General features: G+C 69.0%; 12 protein-coding genes. 6 read left to right on the top strand and 6 right to left on the bottom strand.

Annotated elements, in window-relative coordinates:
* Positions 1-17 precede the first annotated feature (17 nt).
* Complete coding sequence (locus tag QHF84_RS21680) at positions 18-578, bottom strand: sigma-70 family RNA polymerase sigma factor (protein WP_281315261.1); 561 nt, start codon at positions 576-578, stop codon at positions 18-20.
* A gap of 98 nt (positions 579-676) precedes the next feature.
* Between QHF84_RS21680 and QHF84_RS21675 the strand changes: the two genes are divergently transcribed.
* Positions 677-1,042 (top strand): thioredoxin domain-containing protein, encoded by a 366-nt coding sequence (locus QHF84_RS21675; RefSeq protein ID WP_281315260.1) that lies wholly within the window; start codon positions 677-679, stop codon positions 1,040-1,042.
* 13 nt (positions 1,043-1,055) lie between these two features.
* Here QHF84_RS21675 and QHF84_RS21670 read toward each other — a convergent pair whose 3' ends face one another.
* Entirely contained in the window at positions 1,056-5,711 is a 4,656-nt protein-coding gene (locus QHF84_RS21670) for a protein kinase (protein ID WP_281315259.1), read from the bottom strand.
* A gap of 187 nt (positions 5,712-5,898) precedes the next feature.
* Positions 5,899-7,425 (bottom strand): nitrilase-related carbon-nitrogen hydrolase, encoded by a 1,527-nt coding sequence (locus tag QHF84_RS21665; RefSeq protein ID WP_281315258.1) that lies wholly within the window; start codon positions 7,423-7,425, stop codon positions 5,899-5,901.
* A gap of 86 nt (positions 7,426-7,511) precedes the next feature.
* On the opposite strand from QHF84_RS21665, the gene QHF84_RS21660 reads away from it, so the two are divergent.
* On the top strand, positions 7,512-8,054 hold the full coding sequence (locus QHF84_RS21660; RefSeq protein ID WP_281315257.1) for a PadR family transcriptional regulator: 543 nt from the start codon (positions 7,512-7,514) through the stop codon (positions 8,052-8,054).
* A 54-nt stretch (positions 8,055-8,108) separates the two neighbouring features.
* Here QHF84_RS21660 and QHF84_RS21655 read toward each other — a convergent pair whose 3' ends face one another.
* The 3 genes from QHF84_RS21655 to QHF84_RS21645 form a co-directional block, all read right to left on the bottom strand.
* Positions 8,109-10,106 carry an SMI1/KNR4 family protein gene (locus tag QHF84_RS21655; protein ID WP_281315256.1) on the bottom strand — a complete coding sequence of 666 codons (1,998 nt, stop codon included), beginning with the start codon at positions 10,104-10,106 and terminating at the stop codon, positions 8,109-8,111.
* Positions 10,107-10,499 (bottom strand): hypothetical protein, encoded by a 393-nt coding sequence (locus QHF84_RS21650; RefSeq protein ID WP_281315255.1) that lies wholly within the window; start codon positions 10,497-10,499, stop codon positions 10,107-10,109. It abuts the gene before it with no gap.
* A gap of 402 nt (positions 10,500-10,901) precedes the next feature.
* Entirely contained in the window at positions 10,902-12,098 is a 1,197-nt protein-coding gene (locus tag QHF84_RS21645) for an STAS domain-containing protein (protein WP_281315254.1), read from the bottom strand.
* A 123-nt stretch (positions 12,099-12,221) separates the two neighbouring features.
* On the opposite strand from QHF84_RS21645, the gene QHF84_RS21640 reads away from it, so the two are divergent.
* The 4 genes from QHF84_RS21640 to QHF84_RS21625 all read left to right on the top strand — a co-directional run bounded on the left by QHF84_RS21640 (position 12,222) and on the right by QHF84_RS21625 (position 15,111).
* A complete protein-coding gene (locus QHF84_RS21640) occupies positions 12,222-12,374 on the top strand; it encodes a hypothetical protein (protein ID WP_281315253.1) in 153 nt (50 codons plus the stop codon).
* Between the two features lie 78 nt (positions 12,375-12,452).
* Positions 12,453-13,340 (top strand): hypothetical protein, encoded by an 888-nt coding sequence (locus tag QHF84_RS21635; RefSeq protein ID WP_281315252.1) that lies wholly within the window; start codon positions 12,453-12,455, stop codon positions 13,338-13,340.
* Entirely contained in the window at positions 13,337-13,918 is a 582-nt protein-coding gene (locus QHF84_RS21630; protein ID WP_281315251.1) for an RNA polymerase sigma factor, read from the top strand. The genes QHF84_RS21635 and QHF84_RS21630 overlap by 4 nt, the downstream gene beginning before the upstream one ends.
* Entirely contained in the window at positions 13,915-15,111 is a 1,197-nt protein-coding gene (locus tag QHF84_RS21625) for a FecR domain-containing protein (RefSeq protein ID WP_281315250.1), read from the top strand. Before QHF84_RS21630 ends, QHF84_RS21625 begins: the two co-directional genes overlap by 4 nt.
* Positions 15,112-15,259 lie beyond the last annotated feature (148 nt).

Below are 15,259 nucleotides of genomic sequence, written 5' to 3'. Positions count from 1 at the left end.
GCGCTACGCGCTCGTCATCAAGCGCTCTGCAGAGTGGCCCCGCCGATGCCGCGTCCAGTCATGCACACGCGCAGCGCCGCTTTGGCGCGGTGAAGCAGGACGGCCACGTATCCCGGCGAGATGCCGAGCGCCTCCGCCACGTCCTCGCCCGGCTGTTCTTCGAGCATCCGGAGCGTGACCACCGCTTTCTGGATCTCGCATAACTCCTCGACGCATGCGCGCAGCCGCACGTGCTCCTCGGCGCGCGCGAGCGCCTCGTCCGCGGCCGCGCCTTCACGCCCGGTTTGCGGGTGCGCGTCGAGATCGTCGTGCGGCCGCGCGAGGAAGTGGCGCCGTCGCCGGTTGCGCGCGGCGTTGCGCACCATGCCCCCGAGGATCGAGGCCCAGTCCTCGCCTTCCGCCGGGACCGAGCCGTCCTGCGCGGCCACGAGCAGCTTGCAGAGTCCCTCCTGGACACAATCGACCGCATCCTCGGGCGATACACCCTCCTTCCGCGCGAGGGCCGCGAGGGCCGCTCGCCGCGTGAGGGCGAGGTGCGAGATGTGATCCAGGACATCCTCCGTGGCGGCGTTGCACATGGTTCCCGATGGTGAGGTCTCGAGCTCGCCCGACATTACACCAGAATCTTCTCTGTAATGACTGCCCGTCTCGAAACCTCCCGAGGAAAGGAGGCTCCATGTCCACGACGCCTGTCCGATCCGTCACAGAGCAGACCTTCGAGGCCGAGGTGGTGAACGCCGCCGTGCCCGTGCTCGTCGACTTCACCGCCACCTGGTGCCCGCCGTGCCGCCTTCTCGCGCCGATCCTTCACGGGATCGCGGCGGAGGGGGCAGGGCACCTGAAGGTCGTGGAGGTCAACGGCGACGACCAGCCCCGCCTCGCGGCTCGTTTCGGGATCCGCGGGTTTCCCACGGTCATCGCGTTCGTGGGCGGGAAGGAGGTCGCCCGGCATGTCGGCCTGACGACCAGGGAAAAACTCTTGCGGATGGTCCACGCGCACCTGCCGCCCGGCAACCTCAGGCTGTCGACCGCGACCGCGTGACGCGACCGTCCGTTCATCGTGAGGCGCCGCCGGCGGTCGCCGCGCGGGCCGCTTCGACGCGACGCTGGCAGGTTTGCCACTCGGCGCGGGCCATGTCCTCGGACACGCCGAGGTGCTTGATCGTCCAATCGACGGATACGCAGTAGGGCGTTGCGGCCCATAAGTGCGGGTCATCGGGGCTGACGAGCGGCGTCAGATCGTCCCATACCTGCACGGTCTGGTCGTCCGATGCGGTGACGATGCGCTTGCCGTCGGGGCTCCACGACGCCGACGAGACCCAGCCATCGTGCCCGCGAAGGACCAGGGGTTCGTCGGTCCCATCGATGTTCCAGACCCGCACGGTCTTGTCCACGGAGGCGGTGGCGATGCGCTTGCCGTCCAGGCTCCACGACGCCGAACGAACCCAGCCCTCGTGCCCATCCAAGACCATCGGCTCGCCCGTCCCCGCGAGGTCCCATACACGCGCCGTCCTGTCCACGGACGCGGTGACGATGCGTTTACCATCGAGGCTCCAGGCCGCCGATTCGACCCAATGATCGTGTCCGCGGAGGATCCGTGGCTCGCCCGCCCCATGCGCATTCCACACGCGCACGGTCCGATCCGAGGACGTGGTGACGATGTGCTCGCCGTCGGGGCTCCACGCCGCCCAGCGGACCTCGCCCTCGTGGCCGCGGAGGACCTGCGGTTCTCCCATTCCGTCGGCGTTCCATACACGAGCCGTCCGGTCCTGGGAGGCGGTGACGACGCGCTTGCCGTCGGGGCTGAATGCCGCCGCATTGAGCGCGCTCTCGTGCCCGCGAAGGACCACCGGCTCGCCCGACCCATCGGCATTCCATACACGCGCCGTCCGGTCCTGGGAGGCGGTGACGATGCGCCTGCCATCCGTGCTCCATGCAGCCGCGGAGACCCAGCCCTCGTGTCCGCGGAGAATCAACGGCTCGCCTTTCCCCTCGGCATTCCACACCCGCGCGGTGCCGTCCTCCGACGCGGTGAGGATACGCTCGCCGCCGGGGCCATAAGCCACGGACGTGACCGCGCCCTCGTGCCCGCGGAAAACCAGCCGGTCTCCTATTCTTCGGGCGTCCCAGATTCGCACGGTCCTGTCGGAGGACGCGGTCACGATGCGCCGGCCGTCGGGGCTCCACTCCGCCGCACGGGCCCAGCCCTCGTGACCACGCAGGATCCAGGGTTCGCCCACGCCGTCGGCGCTGTAGACCCGCGCCCGTTTGTCGTCGGACGTGGTGATGATGCGCTTGCCGTCGGAGCTCCATTTCGCCGAACGGACCCAGCCCTCGTGCCCGCGCAAAATCAGAGGTTCGCCCGACCCGTCGGCATTCCACACCCGCGCGGTCTTGTCTTCCGACGCGGTGGCGATGCGCTTGCCATCGGGGCTCCACGACACATAACGCACCTTGCTCTCGTGCCCGCGCAAGATCAATGGTTTGTCCGACCCGTCGGCATTCCACACGCGCACCGTCCTGTCCGCGGAGGCGCTGACGATGTGCTTGCCATCGGGGCTGAAATCCGCCCACAGGACGCCATTGTCGTGGCCGCGCAGGACGAGGGGCTCGCCGGTGCCATCGGCATTCCATACCCGGATCGTCCTGTCGTACGACGCGGTGACGATGCGCTTTCCATCGGCGCTCACGGCCACCGAGCTCACCGCATCCTCGTGGCCGCGCAGGACGAGGGGCTCGCCGGTGCCGTTGGCATTCCACACCCGCGCCGTCCGGTCGTCGGAGGCGGAGGCGACGCGTTTGCTGTCGGGGCTCCAGGCGACCGCATTGACCGCGCTGTCGTGACCACGCAGGAGGAGCGGCTCGCCGGTTCCATCCGCGCTCCACACGCGCGCGAGTTTGTCCCGGGACGCGGTGGCGATGTGCTTGCCGTCGGGGCTCCACGCCGAGGAAAAGACACTGTCGTGATGGGGGAGCACCACGAGCGTGAGCCCACTGTGCAAGGCTGAAAGCGCCAGATCAGACCATCCGCGCGGCACCCCGGGTGGCTCGACCTCACGCAGGAGCGCGAGCGCGGTCGTCGGATCGGTCTCCAGGAGCTCGCGCGCCATGGCCATGCGGGTGGTATTGCGCATTTCCCGGGCCTCGCCCTGGGCGAGCGCCGCTGCTTCGTCCGCGCGCGCGGCTTCTCGGTTCGCCCGGCTCGCGAGCAGAGACACGAGGAGGGCAATGGCACCGGCGATGGCGATGGCGCCCGCTGCGATCCGAATGCGAATGCGTCGCGCGCGCTCGGAGAGCGCGACGACGGCCTGGAGATAACGCTCCTCGCGCCCGCCGAACCCGATGGCGGAAGCCACGCGCCCCTCCGCGCGCCGGCGTTCGAGCCAAACGCGTGCCTCCTCCGCCGCGCGATCGCGCCAGAGCAGGCCCTCGGCCATTCCGCTCGCCTCCCATTGCTCGGCCGCAGCGCGCACCCGGGCCAGGAACTGCGCGTCGAGCTCGCTCTCGTCGAGCCATTGCTTGAGCTTCGCCCACCTCTCGACCAGCGACTCGTGAATGATCTCCACGGTCGTGCCCTCGCGCCCGCCGGAGGTCTCGATGAGCAGGAGGCGCGCGTCGGCGAGGTGATGGACCACCTGCTCGACCGCGCGTCCATCGTCGGCGAGCGTGTAGAGCTCCTCCAGGTTCACCACCGCGCGCGTGCGCTGGGGCGTGACGAGGCGCAGGAAAACCGCCCGGCAGAGCCGCTGATCGAGCGACGAAAGCCCGGAGAGGACCGCGTCCGCATGCGTGGAGAGCGCCCCCGCGACCCCGCCGAGCTGCTCGTAGCTGTCCCGCGTGAGCAGGCGGCGCTCCCGATCGCGCGCCTCCCAGAGCTTCGCCGCCGTGAATTGCAGGAGGGGCAGCGGGCTCTGCGTGCGTTCGAGCGCGCCGAGCATGCCCGCGATCATCTCCTCGCTCTCGAAGGCATACCCCGTGGCCTCGATCGGCCGCGTCAAGGCCTCGCGAAGCCCCTCGTGCCCCACGGGCGGCAGGAACGAGAGGCCGCGGATCACCTCGGTCATCAACTTTCGATCCTCGGTGATGCGATCGAGAAAATCGGAGCGAATGGAGAGAATGACGCGCAGCGGGGACGAGGCGTCGTCGGCCGCGCCCTCGATGCAGGCGGCGAACGCCGCGCGCTCGCCCGGGTCGGTCCCCAGGGTGTAGAGCTCCTCGAATTGATCGACGAAGAGCAGGATGCGGTGCTGGCTTCCCTGCCGACGGCAGCGCGATCGCAGCCGCGCGCCGAGGAGCCCGGGCTGCGTGCGCAGGCTGGCCACGAGATCATCGGGATCACTCGGCTCGATCGCGCCCGCCCGGGTGCTCGCCGGCGGGGCCGCCGCGATCTGGAGGAGCACCTCGGCGAGCGCGGCGAGGGGCCTTCGCCCCGGGCGCAGGAGGAAGACCTCCCAGCGTTCGCCCGAGCGCTTCAGGGCCGGGATCACGCCCGCGCGCACGAAGGACGACTTGCCCGCGCCCGAGGGCCCGGCCACGGCCACGAGCGGCTGGTGGCGGAGCTGTCCGAGGACGGTGGCGACGTCCCGATCGCGGCCGAAGAAGCGCGCAGCGTCCGCCTCCTGGAATGCGGAGAGGCCGGCGAAGGGGCTCTCGTCCTCGTTTTGCGCGAGCGACTTTCGGCCGGGCAAGACCGCTTCGAGCGCGGCGAGCAGCTCCTCGGCCGAGCCGTAGCGCTCGGCTTTGCGCTTGTTCAAGCAGCGATCGATGACGTCGCCGAGCGGGCCCACGTCCGCGCGTTTGTCGCTCACGCGGGGCATGGGTTCGTCGAGGTTCTCGACCTGCGAGAGCTGGAACAGCGTGGCCGGGGCGAGCGGGTGCGCGCCGGTGCAGAGCTCGAAGAGAATGATGCCCACGGCCCAGATGTCGCTGCGCGCATCGATGTCCTCGGCGCGCCATTGCTCGGGCGACATGTACGGGAGCGTGCCGAGGAGCGCTCCGTCCTCGGTCAGGCCGGCGCCCTTGAGGAGCGGCTGCCGGGAGACGGTGATGGCCGAGAGCTCCTCGGCTTCGAGCCGCTTGGCAATGCCGAAATCGAGCACTTTGACGTGCCCCGCGGCGGTCAGGAAGATGTTGTCGGGCTTGAGGTCGCGGTGCACGATCCCGAGCTGATGCGCGCAGGAGAGCGCGCGCACCACGGGCAGGACGAGCTCGACGGCGAGGCTCGGCGATACGCGCCCGCTCCGGGTGTCCGCGGGGGAGCGGGGCTCGAACGCGCCGGGGGCCTCGCGTTGCGCCAGGAAGGCGCTCAGGGTGCGGCCTTCGAGGTGTTCGAGCACCATGTACGGGTATCCGTCGTGCTCGTTGACCTCGTGGATGACGACGATGTTCTCGTGCTTGCAGCGGGCCGTGGCGCGCGCTTCGGCGAGAAAGCGCTCGGCGCCCTGGCCGCTGTGCTCGAGGAGGACCTTGATGGCGACGAGGCGGCCGAGCTTGGTGTCGCGGGCGAGGAACACGATCCCCATGCCGCCCTCGCCCAGCTTGCGGATGAGCTCGTAGTGCTTGATGCTGGATCCGGCCTGCAAAGGGCCGGCGGATGCATCGGTGTCCGGCCTGGCAGACGAGTCCGCGCCGGCCGTCGGGGCCAACGGGAGATCGGGGTCCGGGACCTTGGGATGCGCCTCGGGGGGGCCGCTGTTCTCGTCCTGAAACATCGCTGCTCGCGCCTTCCCGCCCCGCAACCTCGCTCCGAGCGGGCGATGCTAGCACCGAGCGCGCGCGATTTCTCGGCTTCTGCGCGGTGGCCCCGGGCACGATGCGACGCGTCATCCTCAACGCTTGGCGTACGAACAATCGTGCAAGGGGGCCCGTATCCTTTGGGGTCCCCCGGGTATCGCCGATTTAAGCGGCGTTCACCCCATCACCTGATCCCGGGGCGCGCCTCGCCCGCCCCCGAAAAGCCGACCCGATCGCGCCGGCCATGAGGGCCGCGAGAGACAGCGCGCAGAGGGCCGCGAAGGCGTCGCCGAATCTGGCGTACATGGTCATGTGCCCCGCGATCGGCGCGTCGGCGTACATGATGGCGCCCGGCGAGGTGAAGGAATCGTTCGACCCGAGGCGCACGCCGCGCGCGTCGGTCGCGATCGACAGGCCGTTGCTTGCCGACCGCACGAGGCTGAAGCCGCCTTCGATCGCGCGGAACACCGTCATCTCTCCGTGCAGCGGCGTGATCGCGCGCCAATCGTTGGCCGGCACGAGCAATAGATCGACGCCCTGCTGCGCGGCCTTCCGGCCGAGCGCGGGGAAGTCGGCGTCGAAGCAGATAATCACGCCGAGGCGTCCGTACGGCGTATCGAGCGTTTGCACCTGTCCATTGCCCGCGACGATGGGCTCGCCGGGTACGGGGATCGACTTCACGTATTCGAACGCGAGGCGGCCCTCGGGCGTGAAGACCATTGCCTTGTTGGTCATTCGCGCGCCGGGATCCCGGGGGACCTGGAGGGCGCCGGCGACGAGGTGGACGCCGTGACGGCGGGTGAAGTCCTCTGCGCGCGTGACGAACTCAGGCTCGAATCCTTCGTCGTATTGCGCCGCGCCCTCGTACCAGACGATCACCCGCGCGCCGTTCTCGGCAGCGGTCTTGGACATCGTGAAGAGGGTGTCGAGACGTGTGCGGCTTTTTTCGGCGCGGCAGGTGATGTCCTCGCGCTGGGGGCAGCCTTCGAAGAAGAAGTCGCTCAGGGTGGAAGGATTGCTGAGCGCCGCGACGCGAACGGTTTGGCGCGCGGGCAGAGGCGTGTAGCGAGCCCAGGCGCCGTAGCCGAGCGCGAGGAGCAAGCACGCTCCGAACGCCACGAGTGCTGGATTGGCGCGGGGCGCGCGTGATTCGAAGAGGCCCTGCACCGCGCTTCCGAACCAGGCGACGAGGAACGGGATGCCCCATAACCCCGTCACCGAGGCGAGCTCCGAGAGCAGCAGGAAGTCGAGCTGGACGTACGCGTCGTTCGCCCACGTGCCGAACGGGCTGCCGAGGGAGACGACGTAGAGAAGCGTGACGTTCGCCGCAGGGAACACGAGCGAGCCCGGCACGGCACCGAGGCGCGCGGCCGCGAGACGGTGCAGCAAGTAAGGGACTGCGCCGAACACGCCGGAGATCACGCTCGTGACGGCGTACTCCGCGTCCGGCATGGGAATGGCGCCGCGGAACGTGACGAAGGAAGCCACGCCGCACACGACCGCCGTCGCGGCGAAGCCGGAGCGCGCCGGCGACATCATCACGAAGCGCAAGATCAAGGCCGGCGCAACCCAAGCCGCGACGACGCTCGCGTGAACGCCGTTCGAAAAGCAGAGCGCTGCCGCGCCGAGGGCGAGGATCACCCAGCGCATGGGCCCGGAGGAAAGCGTCTTCAACGGAGGCGTCGCGACCATCTATGCACCTTGGTGCATAGGTCCTAGCATCCGGCGCCGGGATATGCAACCATGTGCATAGGTAGGTCGATCGGAGGAGTCTCGCCTTGTCCCTGAAGCACTTGATCCTGGCCGTCGTCGGCACACGCCCGGTCACGGGTTACGAGATCACGAAGGAGTTCGACGAGGTCGCCGGTTTCTACTGGCGCGCGACGCACCAGCAGGTGTATCGCGAGCTCGCGGCGCTCGCCGAGGCGGGGCTCGTGCGGTTCAAGGAAGTCGAGCAGCAGGGCAAGCCGGACAAGAAGGTGTACACGATCACGGCCAAAGGCCGGCGCGCGTTCGCCGACTGGTTTCGCGAGCCGCCCGAGCCGCCCCGCGTCGCCGACCCGCTGATGATCAAGTTTTTCGCGGCGGAGCTCGTCGGCATCGAGGACCTATGTGCCCAGCTCGCGCTCGCGCGCGAACGCCATGCGGCGCTGCTCGCCACGTACGAGGCGATCGTGGCGAAGCATTATGCGGAGCCGGTCGAGGAGATGCCGCGGTGGAAGAAGTTGATCTATCTGACGCTGCGTCTAGGCATCACGCGCGAGCGCGCGTGGTTATGCTGGGCGGAGGAGAGTGAGCGGGTGCTGCGGGCGTGTGCGTGAGGCGCGTCCGCGTGGAGCGCGCCCTGCGCGTCCTCACCACGCTCGCGAATGGGATCACTCCCAGTCGGCGCGCTCGACGAAGATCGAAAAGCTCTTGGCGAGCTTGCGACCCGGGCCGGTCTCGTGGTCGAAGTCGAACACTTCGCCCGCGTTTTTCCCGCGCATGACGACGCATGCGTGATTGCCGGCGCCGTCGGCGGTGACCGGGAGCCACTCGGCCGGAAACGGCTGCGCCTCCGCGAGCGAGCGCAGCATGGCGCGCTGCTCGAGGGCCTCGGACATGGCGTAGAGGCGGCAGCCACGGAAGCACTCGTCTTCGCCCGCGCCGTCGTGCAGGGTGTAGAACGAGCGCACATCCTCGGGCAGAGGCGCCTCGAACGCCGCTTCGGCGGCGGCGAGGATCTTCGCCGGTGCGCCAGCCGGGAGACGAACCCCGGCTTTCCAGCTCTTCTCGCGCGCCGACTTCCACGCTTTGGCGAGCGGCGGCGGGAGGGCGGCGAGATCGGCAGGATCGTACGGCGGCGGCACGGGCTTTTTCGCGTCGCCGACCTTTTTCGCGAACGTCTCCGTGTACGCTCCGAGGCCGTTCGGGTGCGCCTCGCACCACGCGACGAGCTTCGTTTTGGCGGCGCCCTTCGGCTTCGCGAGCTGTCGCACGATGAGATACAGCGCGAAGGGCGGCGCGTCGCCGATCCCGAGCGGATCGTCCGGCGCAGCCTCGAAGCCGCGCGCGAGCGCCTCCCAGACCACCTGGCTGTCGATCGCGCCCTTGTCGAGACGTCCGAGCGCATCGCTGACGCCCTGCGCGAACGCGCCGGTCGTGAGGGTCTTCCCCCATGTTTCGAGCACAAACGACTTCGCGGAGCGCTCCTTGGCCGCGCTGCCGCGCAGCTCATCGACCTTGCTCGCGAGGTTGAGGAGATCGACGAGCTTCGCGCCGGTCGCGGCCGTCATCAGGTGCGCGTCGTCGAGGCGCTTCGCATAATGGCCGTCGTCGTAGTCGAGGAGCCCCTTCAACGCCTCGAGCCCGAAGGCCGGGTGGTGCTCGGCGAGCAGCGCCTCGACGCGCGCGCGAACGGACGGCGCTCCGCGCAGCAGGGAGCTCACCGCCGCCGCGAGCGCGGCCTGCGCAAGCGGGAGTCCGAGCGCGTCGACGGAGAACGATGCCGGGTTCGCGAGCCATCGCGCGCACAGGTAGTTCGACGACGGCCCGAGCATCGTCCGCGCTGCGATGAGGCCCGAGAGGACGGGCGAGAGCCCACGCGCCGCGAGAACGTCGGCGAGCGCCTGCGTCCTGTCGAACCCGAGCTCGGGCGCTTTCGTGTCCTCCTCCAGCGAGAGATATCCCGGGATGCCGAGCATGTCTCCGTCGCGCGTGGCGAGCCACAGATCGAAGATTCGACCGGACACCTCGGGATTCCATCGCTCGACCGTGCCCGTGAGATACGCGTTCCAGGGGAGCGACTCCGCGTTTCGGAGCTCTTCGGAGATGGGACCCCCGGTCGCGAGATACGCGCGCATCGGCCCCTCGAATGTCTTTTCCACGGAGGCCACGGCCGCCTCGGTGCTCTCCGGTTCTCGCGGCAGGGTCGCGAGCACCTCGGCGAGGGATGCGACGCGGAGACCCGCGGCGGCGAGGCGTTTCCGAACCTCGTCGTGCGACGTCGCGACGAGCGAGCCGACGACGTACGCGTGCGTGAGCTCCGTCCGGTAGATCCCCGATTCCGGCGCGGCGGAGAGGAGGTGGATGACGGCGGAGGCCATCTCCCGAAGGTCCGCGGACTCGGCGTCCGAGAGTCCCTCAATGGCTTCTTTCTCGAAGCGCGGAACGATGGGCAGCCCCTCGAGTGCCTTTTCCACGGAGCTCTCGACGTCTCCGGCCGACACGATGATGGGCCACGCGCGCGTGTGCGCGGGCAGGCGCATGAGGGCGTCCGCCGTGACGCGTGCAACCGGCACGTCGTCAATGCTCGCCACGATGGCGTCGTAAGGTCCTCGCGCGCTTTCACCCATGATGAGATCCTCCGGCATGTCGTCAGGAAGGGGCGGCATCTACCTCCTCGTGGTGTCTTTTGTAAAGGTGTCTCGTTTCTCCTGTCCCAGCAGATCATCGACGCAAGTCACCCCGTCGATGTACGTTTGGGACCCGGGGTGCCAGGACCTCATCCGTTTCGCCAGGACCACGGCGTCGCACGCCGGCTCGTCGTCGAGAGGCGCGTCGTCGCCTCTCCGGAGCGTGATTTCAATGGGCTCGATGGCCTCGACGACGAATACCGCCGCCGGCCCGCCCGTGAGCCGTTCTGCGCGGTAGCCATGTTGAACGAGTAAGTCGAGCAGGGTGCGCCCGTCGCACGCGACGTCGAGCTCGATGCACGCGATGAACCCCTCGGGCTCCTCCTCGTCGCCGAGCGGCCCGCGGAGCCGCGGATCGAGAGGGGCGAGCATGCGAAGCCATTCGAGCGCGTGGAGCCGTAGCCCGAAGTTGCGCTGCTTCGTGAGCGGTGTATGCCAGCTCGAATCGATCAGCCATGGACCGCAGCAGGGGCACCACGTTCGATGCCACCAGGCTTTGACGCGGCCGAGCTTTTTGCGGTTCTGTCGAGCGAAAAGATAACCTTTGGGGAGCCGAGAACGGATGGATGCTTTCACGTAGCGGGCGCCGGCTGCGGTGATGGCGAGCACCATTCTGGTGGCCTCGCAGGCGCGGACTTTGGGTGGCCCGTCTGCGTGGGAGTATCCCGAGGTCCCGGGGGCGTGTCAACCCCACCGGGGAAGATGCTGCGACCGCTCGTGATCGGGAAGGTGGACGGCGCGGCGGCGGGTGCTTCTCGGGATTGCGGGGGTATGTCAATCGTCGTTCGGGGATTGCCTCGTCCGCGGGCCGTGGTCGAGGGGAGCAGAGCGCGCGCCGCGACGGCTTCCCTTCGGGGCCTCCATCTCCTCCGCCTGCCCCTGCTTGATCGCATACCGGAGCGCGGCTTCCAGTGTCCCGAACGTCTTGAGCGCGCCGAGGTCGAGCTCCAGGCTCACCACCGTGCTCGCCATGCCCGGCGAGATCCCGGAGACGAGGCATTGCGTGCCGAGCAGCCGCGCCGCCTGCACGACCCTGAGCAGGTGGCTCGCAGCGCCCGTGTCGATCACGTCGACGCCCGTCAGATCCAGGATCGTGAAGCGCGCCTGCGTCCGCGTGATCTCCTCGAGCAACGCCTCCATCATCCCCCCGGCGCGTGTGCTGTCGACGAGCCCGATCACCGGCATGGTCAGGACGCCCTTCCACAACCTGAGGATCGGCGTCGACATCGCGCGGATCGCCTCCTCCTGTCGCCGGATGAGGTCGAGCTTGCTTCGGAGGTCCTCCTCGATGCGCGTACGCTCTTCGACCTCGCGGCGCAGGTCCTCCTCGACACGCCGGCGCTCCTCGACCTCGCGTTGCAGGCGCTCGAAGGCAACGGCGATGTCGGCCTTGGTGGCCTTCTCCGTGCCGATCAGCGCCTCGAGGTCGTCCTCGATCGTGCGCTCCGTCGGGCGCACGACGAACTCGTCATAGGCGTCGCCGCGAGCGAGGAATGCGGTCTGCTCGGCCCGACAGTGCGTCCCGAAGATTCTCGAGCAGTGGGCGCCGAACTTGCCCGCCATCGTGCTGGTTCCCCAGGTGACGCCGAGCGCCTTCTGGTAGAGGCCTTCCCAGCTATTGTGGACCCGGAACCACGCCTCCTTTTTCTCATGGTCGATCCGCACGAGCTCCCAGTGGCCGTGCCCGACCGCGGCTGCGCTCGTGCCGAGGTACTTGAACCCGTCCTCCACGCTTTGACGGTGCTGCATGATGGCCGCCACCTCGCCCTCGATGCTTTCGCGGCCCGCCTGCTCCGCGGCGATCACGAAGCGCTCGGTCCCGACCATCTTGTGGATGCCGACCATGAGCCCGGCCAGCGTCGTCTCGATCCACATGAGCAACGCCGGGTTGCCCCAGACCAGGATGCGGCCGTTTTCTCGGTCCCACTCGAAATCCACTCCATCCACGCTGATCTTCGGACGCTCGCTCATCGCTCTCCACCCACTCCTGCTGAAAATCGACCTGGTCGGACGCTCGGACCGCCATGCTAACGCGTCCCCAGAGAAGGCACATAAAAATGCCACTCACTTCGAAGGCAGGTGGTGATCCGGTCGGTGCTGCGATTCGCGGTGGCGCGGAAGTGCCTGCGCGCGATGCCCAAGGGAATGCCGCAGCTCGCGCAGGTCGGGCAGAGCATTTTGGAGATTTCATCGGACGAGGAGGCCGAGCGGATCCTCGCGGCGGCGCGCGGAGAGGGCCCCCCTTGACCCACCCCGCCCCCCCATGCGAATTTTTCCCGAAGGGTCCGCCGACGAGCGGGCAAGGAGGGGTGGAGTTCTCGTTTCTTGACGCTGCGCACCACGCTTCTCGGCCTGAGCCTCTCGGCGATGCTCCCCACCGCGGCGAGCGCGGCGCCCCCGCCGCCATGCACGCCGGCGCGGCCCGGGGCAAACGTCTCTGCGCAGCCCGAGGCCTGGCGACGCGCGGTCGAGGAGCTCGTCGAGGCGACCGGCGCGCCGGGACAGCCCTGGAGTTGTGTGGGCGGCGAGGTCGATCTGGTCGTCCGTGCGGATGCGGCCCAGGTCACCGTCGTCGACGCGGACGGGCATGCCGTCACGCGTGAGGTCGTCTCGCCGGACGAGGTCGGTCCGCTCGGCGAGGCGCTCCTCGCCAAACCGCTTCCTCCGAGCCCCGAGGCGCCTCCCGCGCCGCAGAAGGAGCCGCAGCCGCAAGCACCGCGTGTGCTCCTCGGCGCCCTCGTCGGGCCCCGTTATGCGGGGCCGGCGCATCGGATCTGGGGTGGGGCGACCCTCTCGGCGGCGGTGCCGTTCCAGTCGTGGGGGGGCGGGGTTTGGCTCCGTCAAGATGGTTTTTCGATGCCGTTCGTCGAGGGGCTGCCGCAGACGGCGGAGCTGTGCATCGGCGCCACGGCATTTCGTTCTTTCACCGTGGGATCCGTCGAGCTGCGGCCCGCGCTCCGGCCTTCCCTCGCGGTCGTGACGAGCGTGGTGCCGGAGACGGACCTCGAAGGCGACAAGAAGTTCGATCAGGATACGCGTGTTTATTTTCGGCTCGGTCTGGAGGCCCAGGTTGTCGTTCCGATCTCGGGCGCGTTCCGTGCCTTGATCGCCGTCGACGGCGAAGTCGCGCCGAGCGGGCGCGTGTGGGCGTCGGTGCCTTTCCCGGGCTACACGCTCGGCCTCGGGGTCGGGATCGAGGCGGCGATTCCATGAACACGCTGGCCCCCAAGCGCCTATCGAATGCCGCCGCGCTCAGCGACGAGGAGCTGCTCGTTGCAATCGCCCAAGGCGAGCTCGGGCCGCTGGGCGTCCTTTTTGATCGCTATCACGAGCCATTACGTCAATTCCTCCTGCGCGCTGCGCCCAACGTCTCCGACGTCGACGATCTCGTGCAGGAGACGTTCCTCACGGCGACCCGCGCGGCCGCCTCGTTCGACGGGCGCGCCTCGGCATTGCCCTTTTTGATGGGCATCGCCGTGCAGCTCCTCCGGCGGCGCAAGCGCACGTTCGCGCGGCTGCGCGCGCTCTACGATGCCTTCTGCGCCGCACCCACGGTATCTCGGCCGAGCCCGGAGGAGCACGTGAACCAGGCCGAGGAGGAGGCGCTCCTGCAGGCGGCGATCGCGCGCCTCTCCGAAGAGCGACGGATCGTGCTCGTGATGGTCGAATACAATGGCATGTCCGGTCCCGAGGTCGCGCGGATCCTCGGCACGCCGGTCGGCACGGTCTGGCGGCGCTTGCACGAGGCGCGGACCGAGCTTCGGCGAGCGCTGGAAAGGGGGATGCGATGACGTCTACGGGCTGCCCGTGGATGAATCTCGTGGAGGCCCTCCGTGACGGGCGGCTCGGCCCGCAGGAGGCGGCGTCGATGGAGCGCCATCTCAAAGGTTGCGCCGTATGCACGGGCCTCGCGCGTGATCTCCATCGGATTGGCGATGCCATACGCGCGCCACGCGAGAAAACGACGCCGCTTTCACACCAGCGAGCGCGCGTCGCCCTCCTGGAGCGCGCGACGGCGCTTCCGGCTCCACGTGGCTCGTTCGAGAAGACGCGGCTTTTGCTCGCGGCGGTAGCGCTGACCGGCGCGGTGGCGCTCGGCTTCTTCGGCGGGCAATGGAGCGCCGCGACGAACCGGGTCGAAATCGCGCAGCACATGACAGCGCCGACGCGCCTCGAAGGCGCATTCGAACCGCATTTTCGCCCGTCGGACGACGCCCGCTTCACGCGCAATCGAAGCGCGGGGCTCGACGAGGTGATCCTCGAGCACGGCGCCCTCGACGTGGCGCGTAGCCAGGTCCGCGCCGGGGAGCGGTTCGTCGTGCGCACGAAAGACGCGCAAATCGAGGTCCGCGCGACCGCATTTCGTGTCGAGGCAAAAGAAGGCCGGATCCGCAGCGTGGCCGTGGAGCAAGGCACGGCCGAGGTCCAGTATGCGGGATTCACCGCGGTGATTCCGGCCGGTGGATCCTGGCGTGTGACGGACGAGGCGGCCGAAGAGGAAAAACCCGTGGAGACGGCCGCGCCGGACGGCACGTCGTCTGCGGTCGTCCCGAGCGCGCCCGCAAAAGAGAAAATGTCGACGCGCCCCGCGATCGTGCGCGGAGACGGGTGGACGCCGGATCGTTCATCCGAGGCCACGAGCGACACCGCCGCGGAGGAGCGCCCCGAGGCATGGCTGCCCCCTCCCGCGTTCACCGTTTTTCCTCCGCCGCCCGCGCGCGTCCCTTCGGCCGCATCGCGCGCGTTTGCCGACGCGATGGATTCACTCCGTCGAGGCGATTACACCGACAGCGCCGGCAAGTTCGAGCAGTTCGTATCGACATACCCGGGGGACGCGCGGGCCGACGAGGCGGATTATCTGCGAGCCGTCGCACTTCAACGCGCCGGCCGTATCGCCGAGGCCGTCGCGGCGGCCAAGCGATACCTCGCGGCGCGGCCGAAGGGTGCGCATTGCGCCGATGCGCAACGCATGGCAGGAAACTGACGCGGCTTTTTGGCGAAGGGTCGGGCGCGGACCGGGCAAGGAGGTGCAGGGGGGAGACGGACGAGGCGACCCGCATGTCGAGCAAGCTCCCTGAAGGTCATCCACTTCGTGGTCCAAATGCATGGGCTCGTCGGAGGGATCAAACGGC

Source organism: Polyangium sp. y55x31 (genome assembly GCF_029946505.1).
GTDB lineage: Bacteria > Myxococcota_A > Polyangia > Polyangiales > Polyangiaceae > Polyangium.
This window is presented reverse-complemented; position numbering and strand designations above follow the sequence as displayed.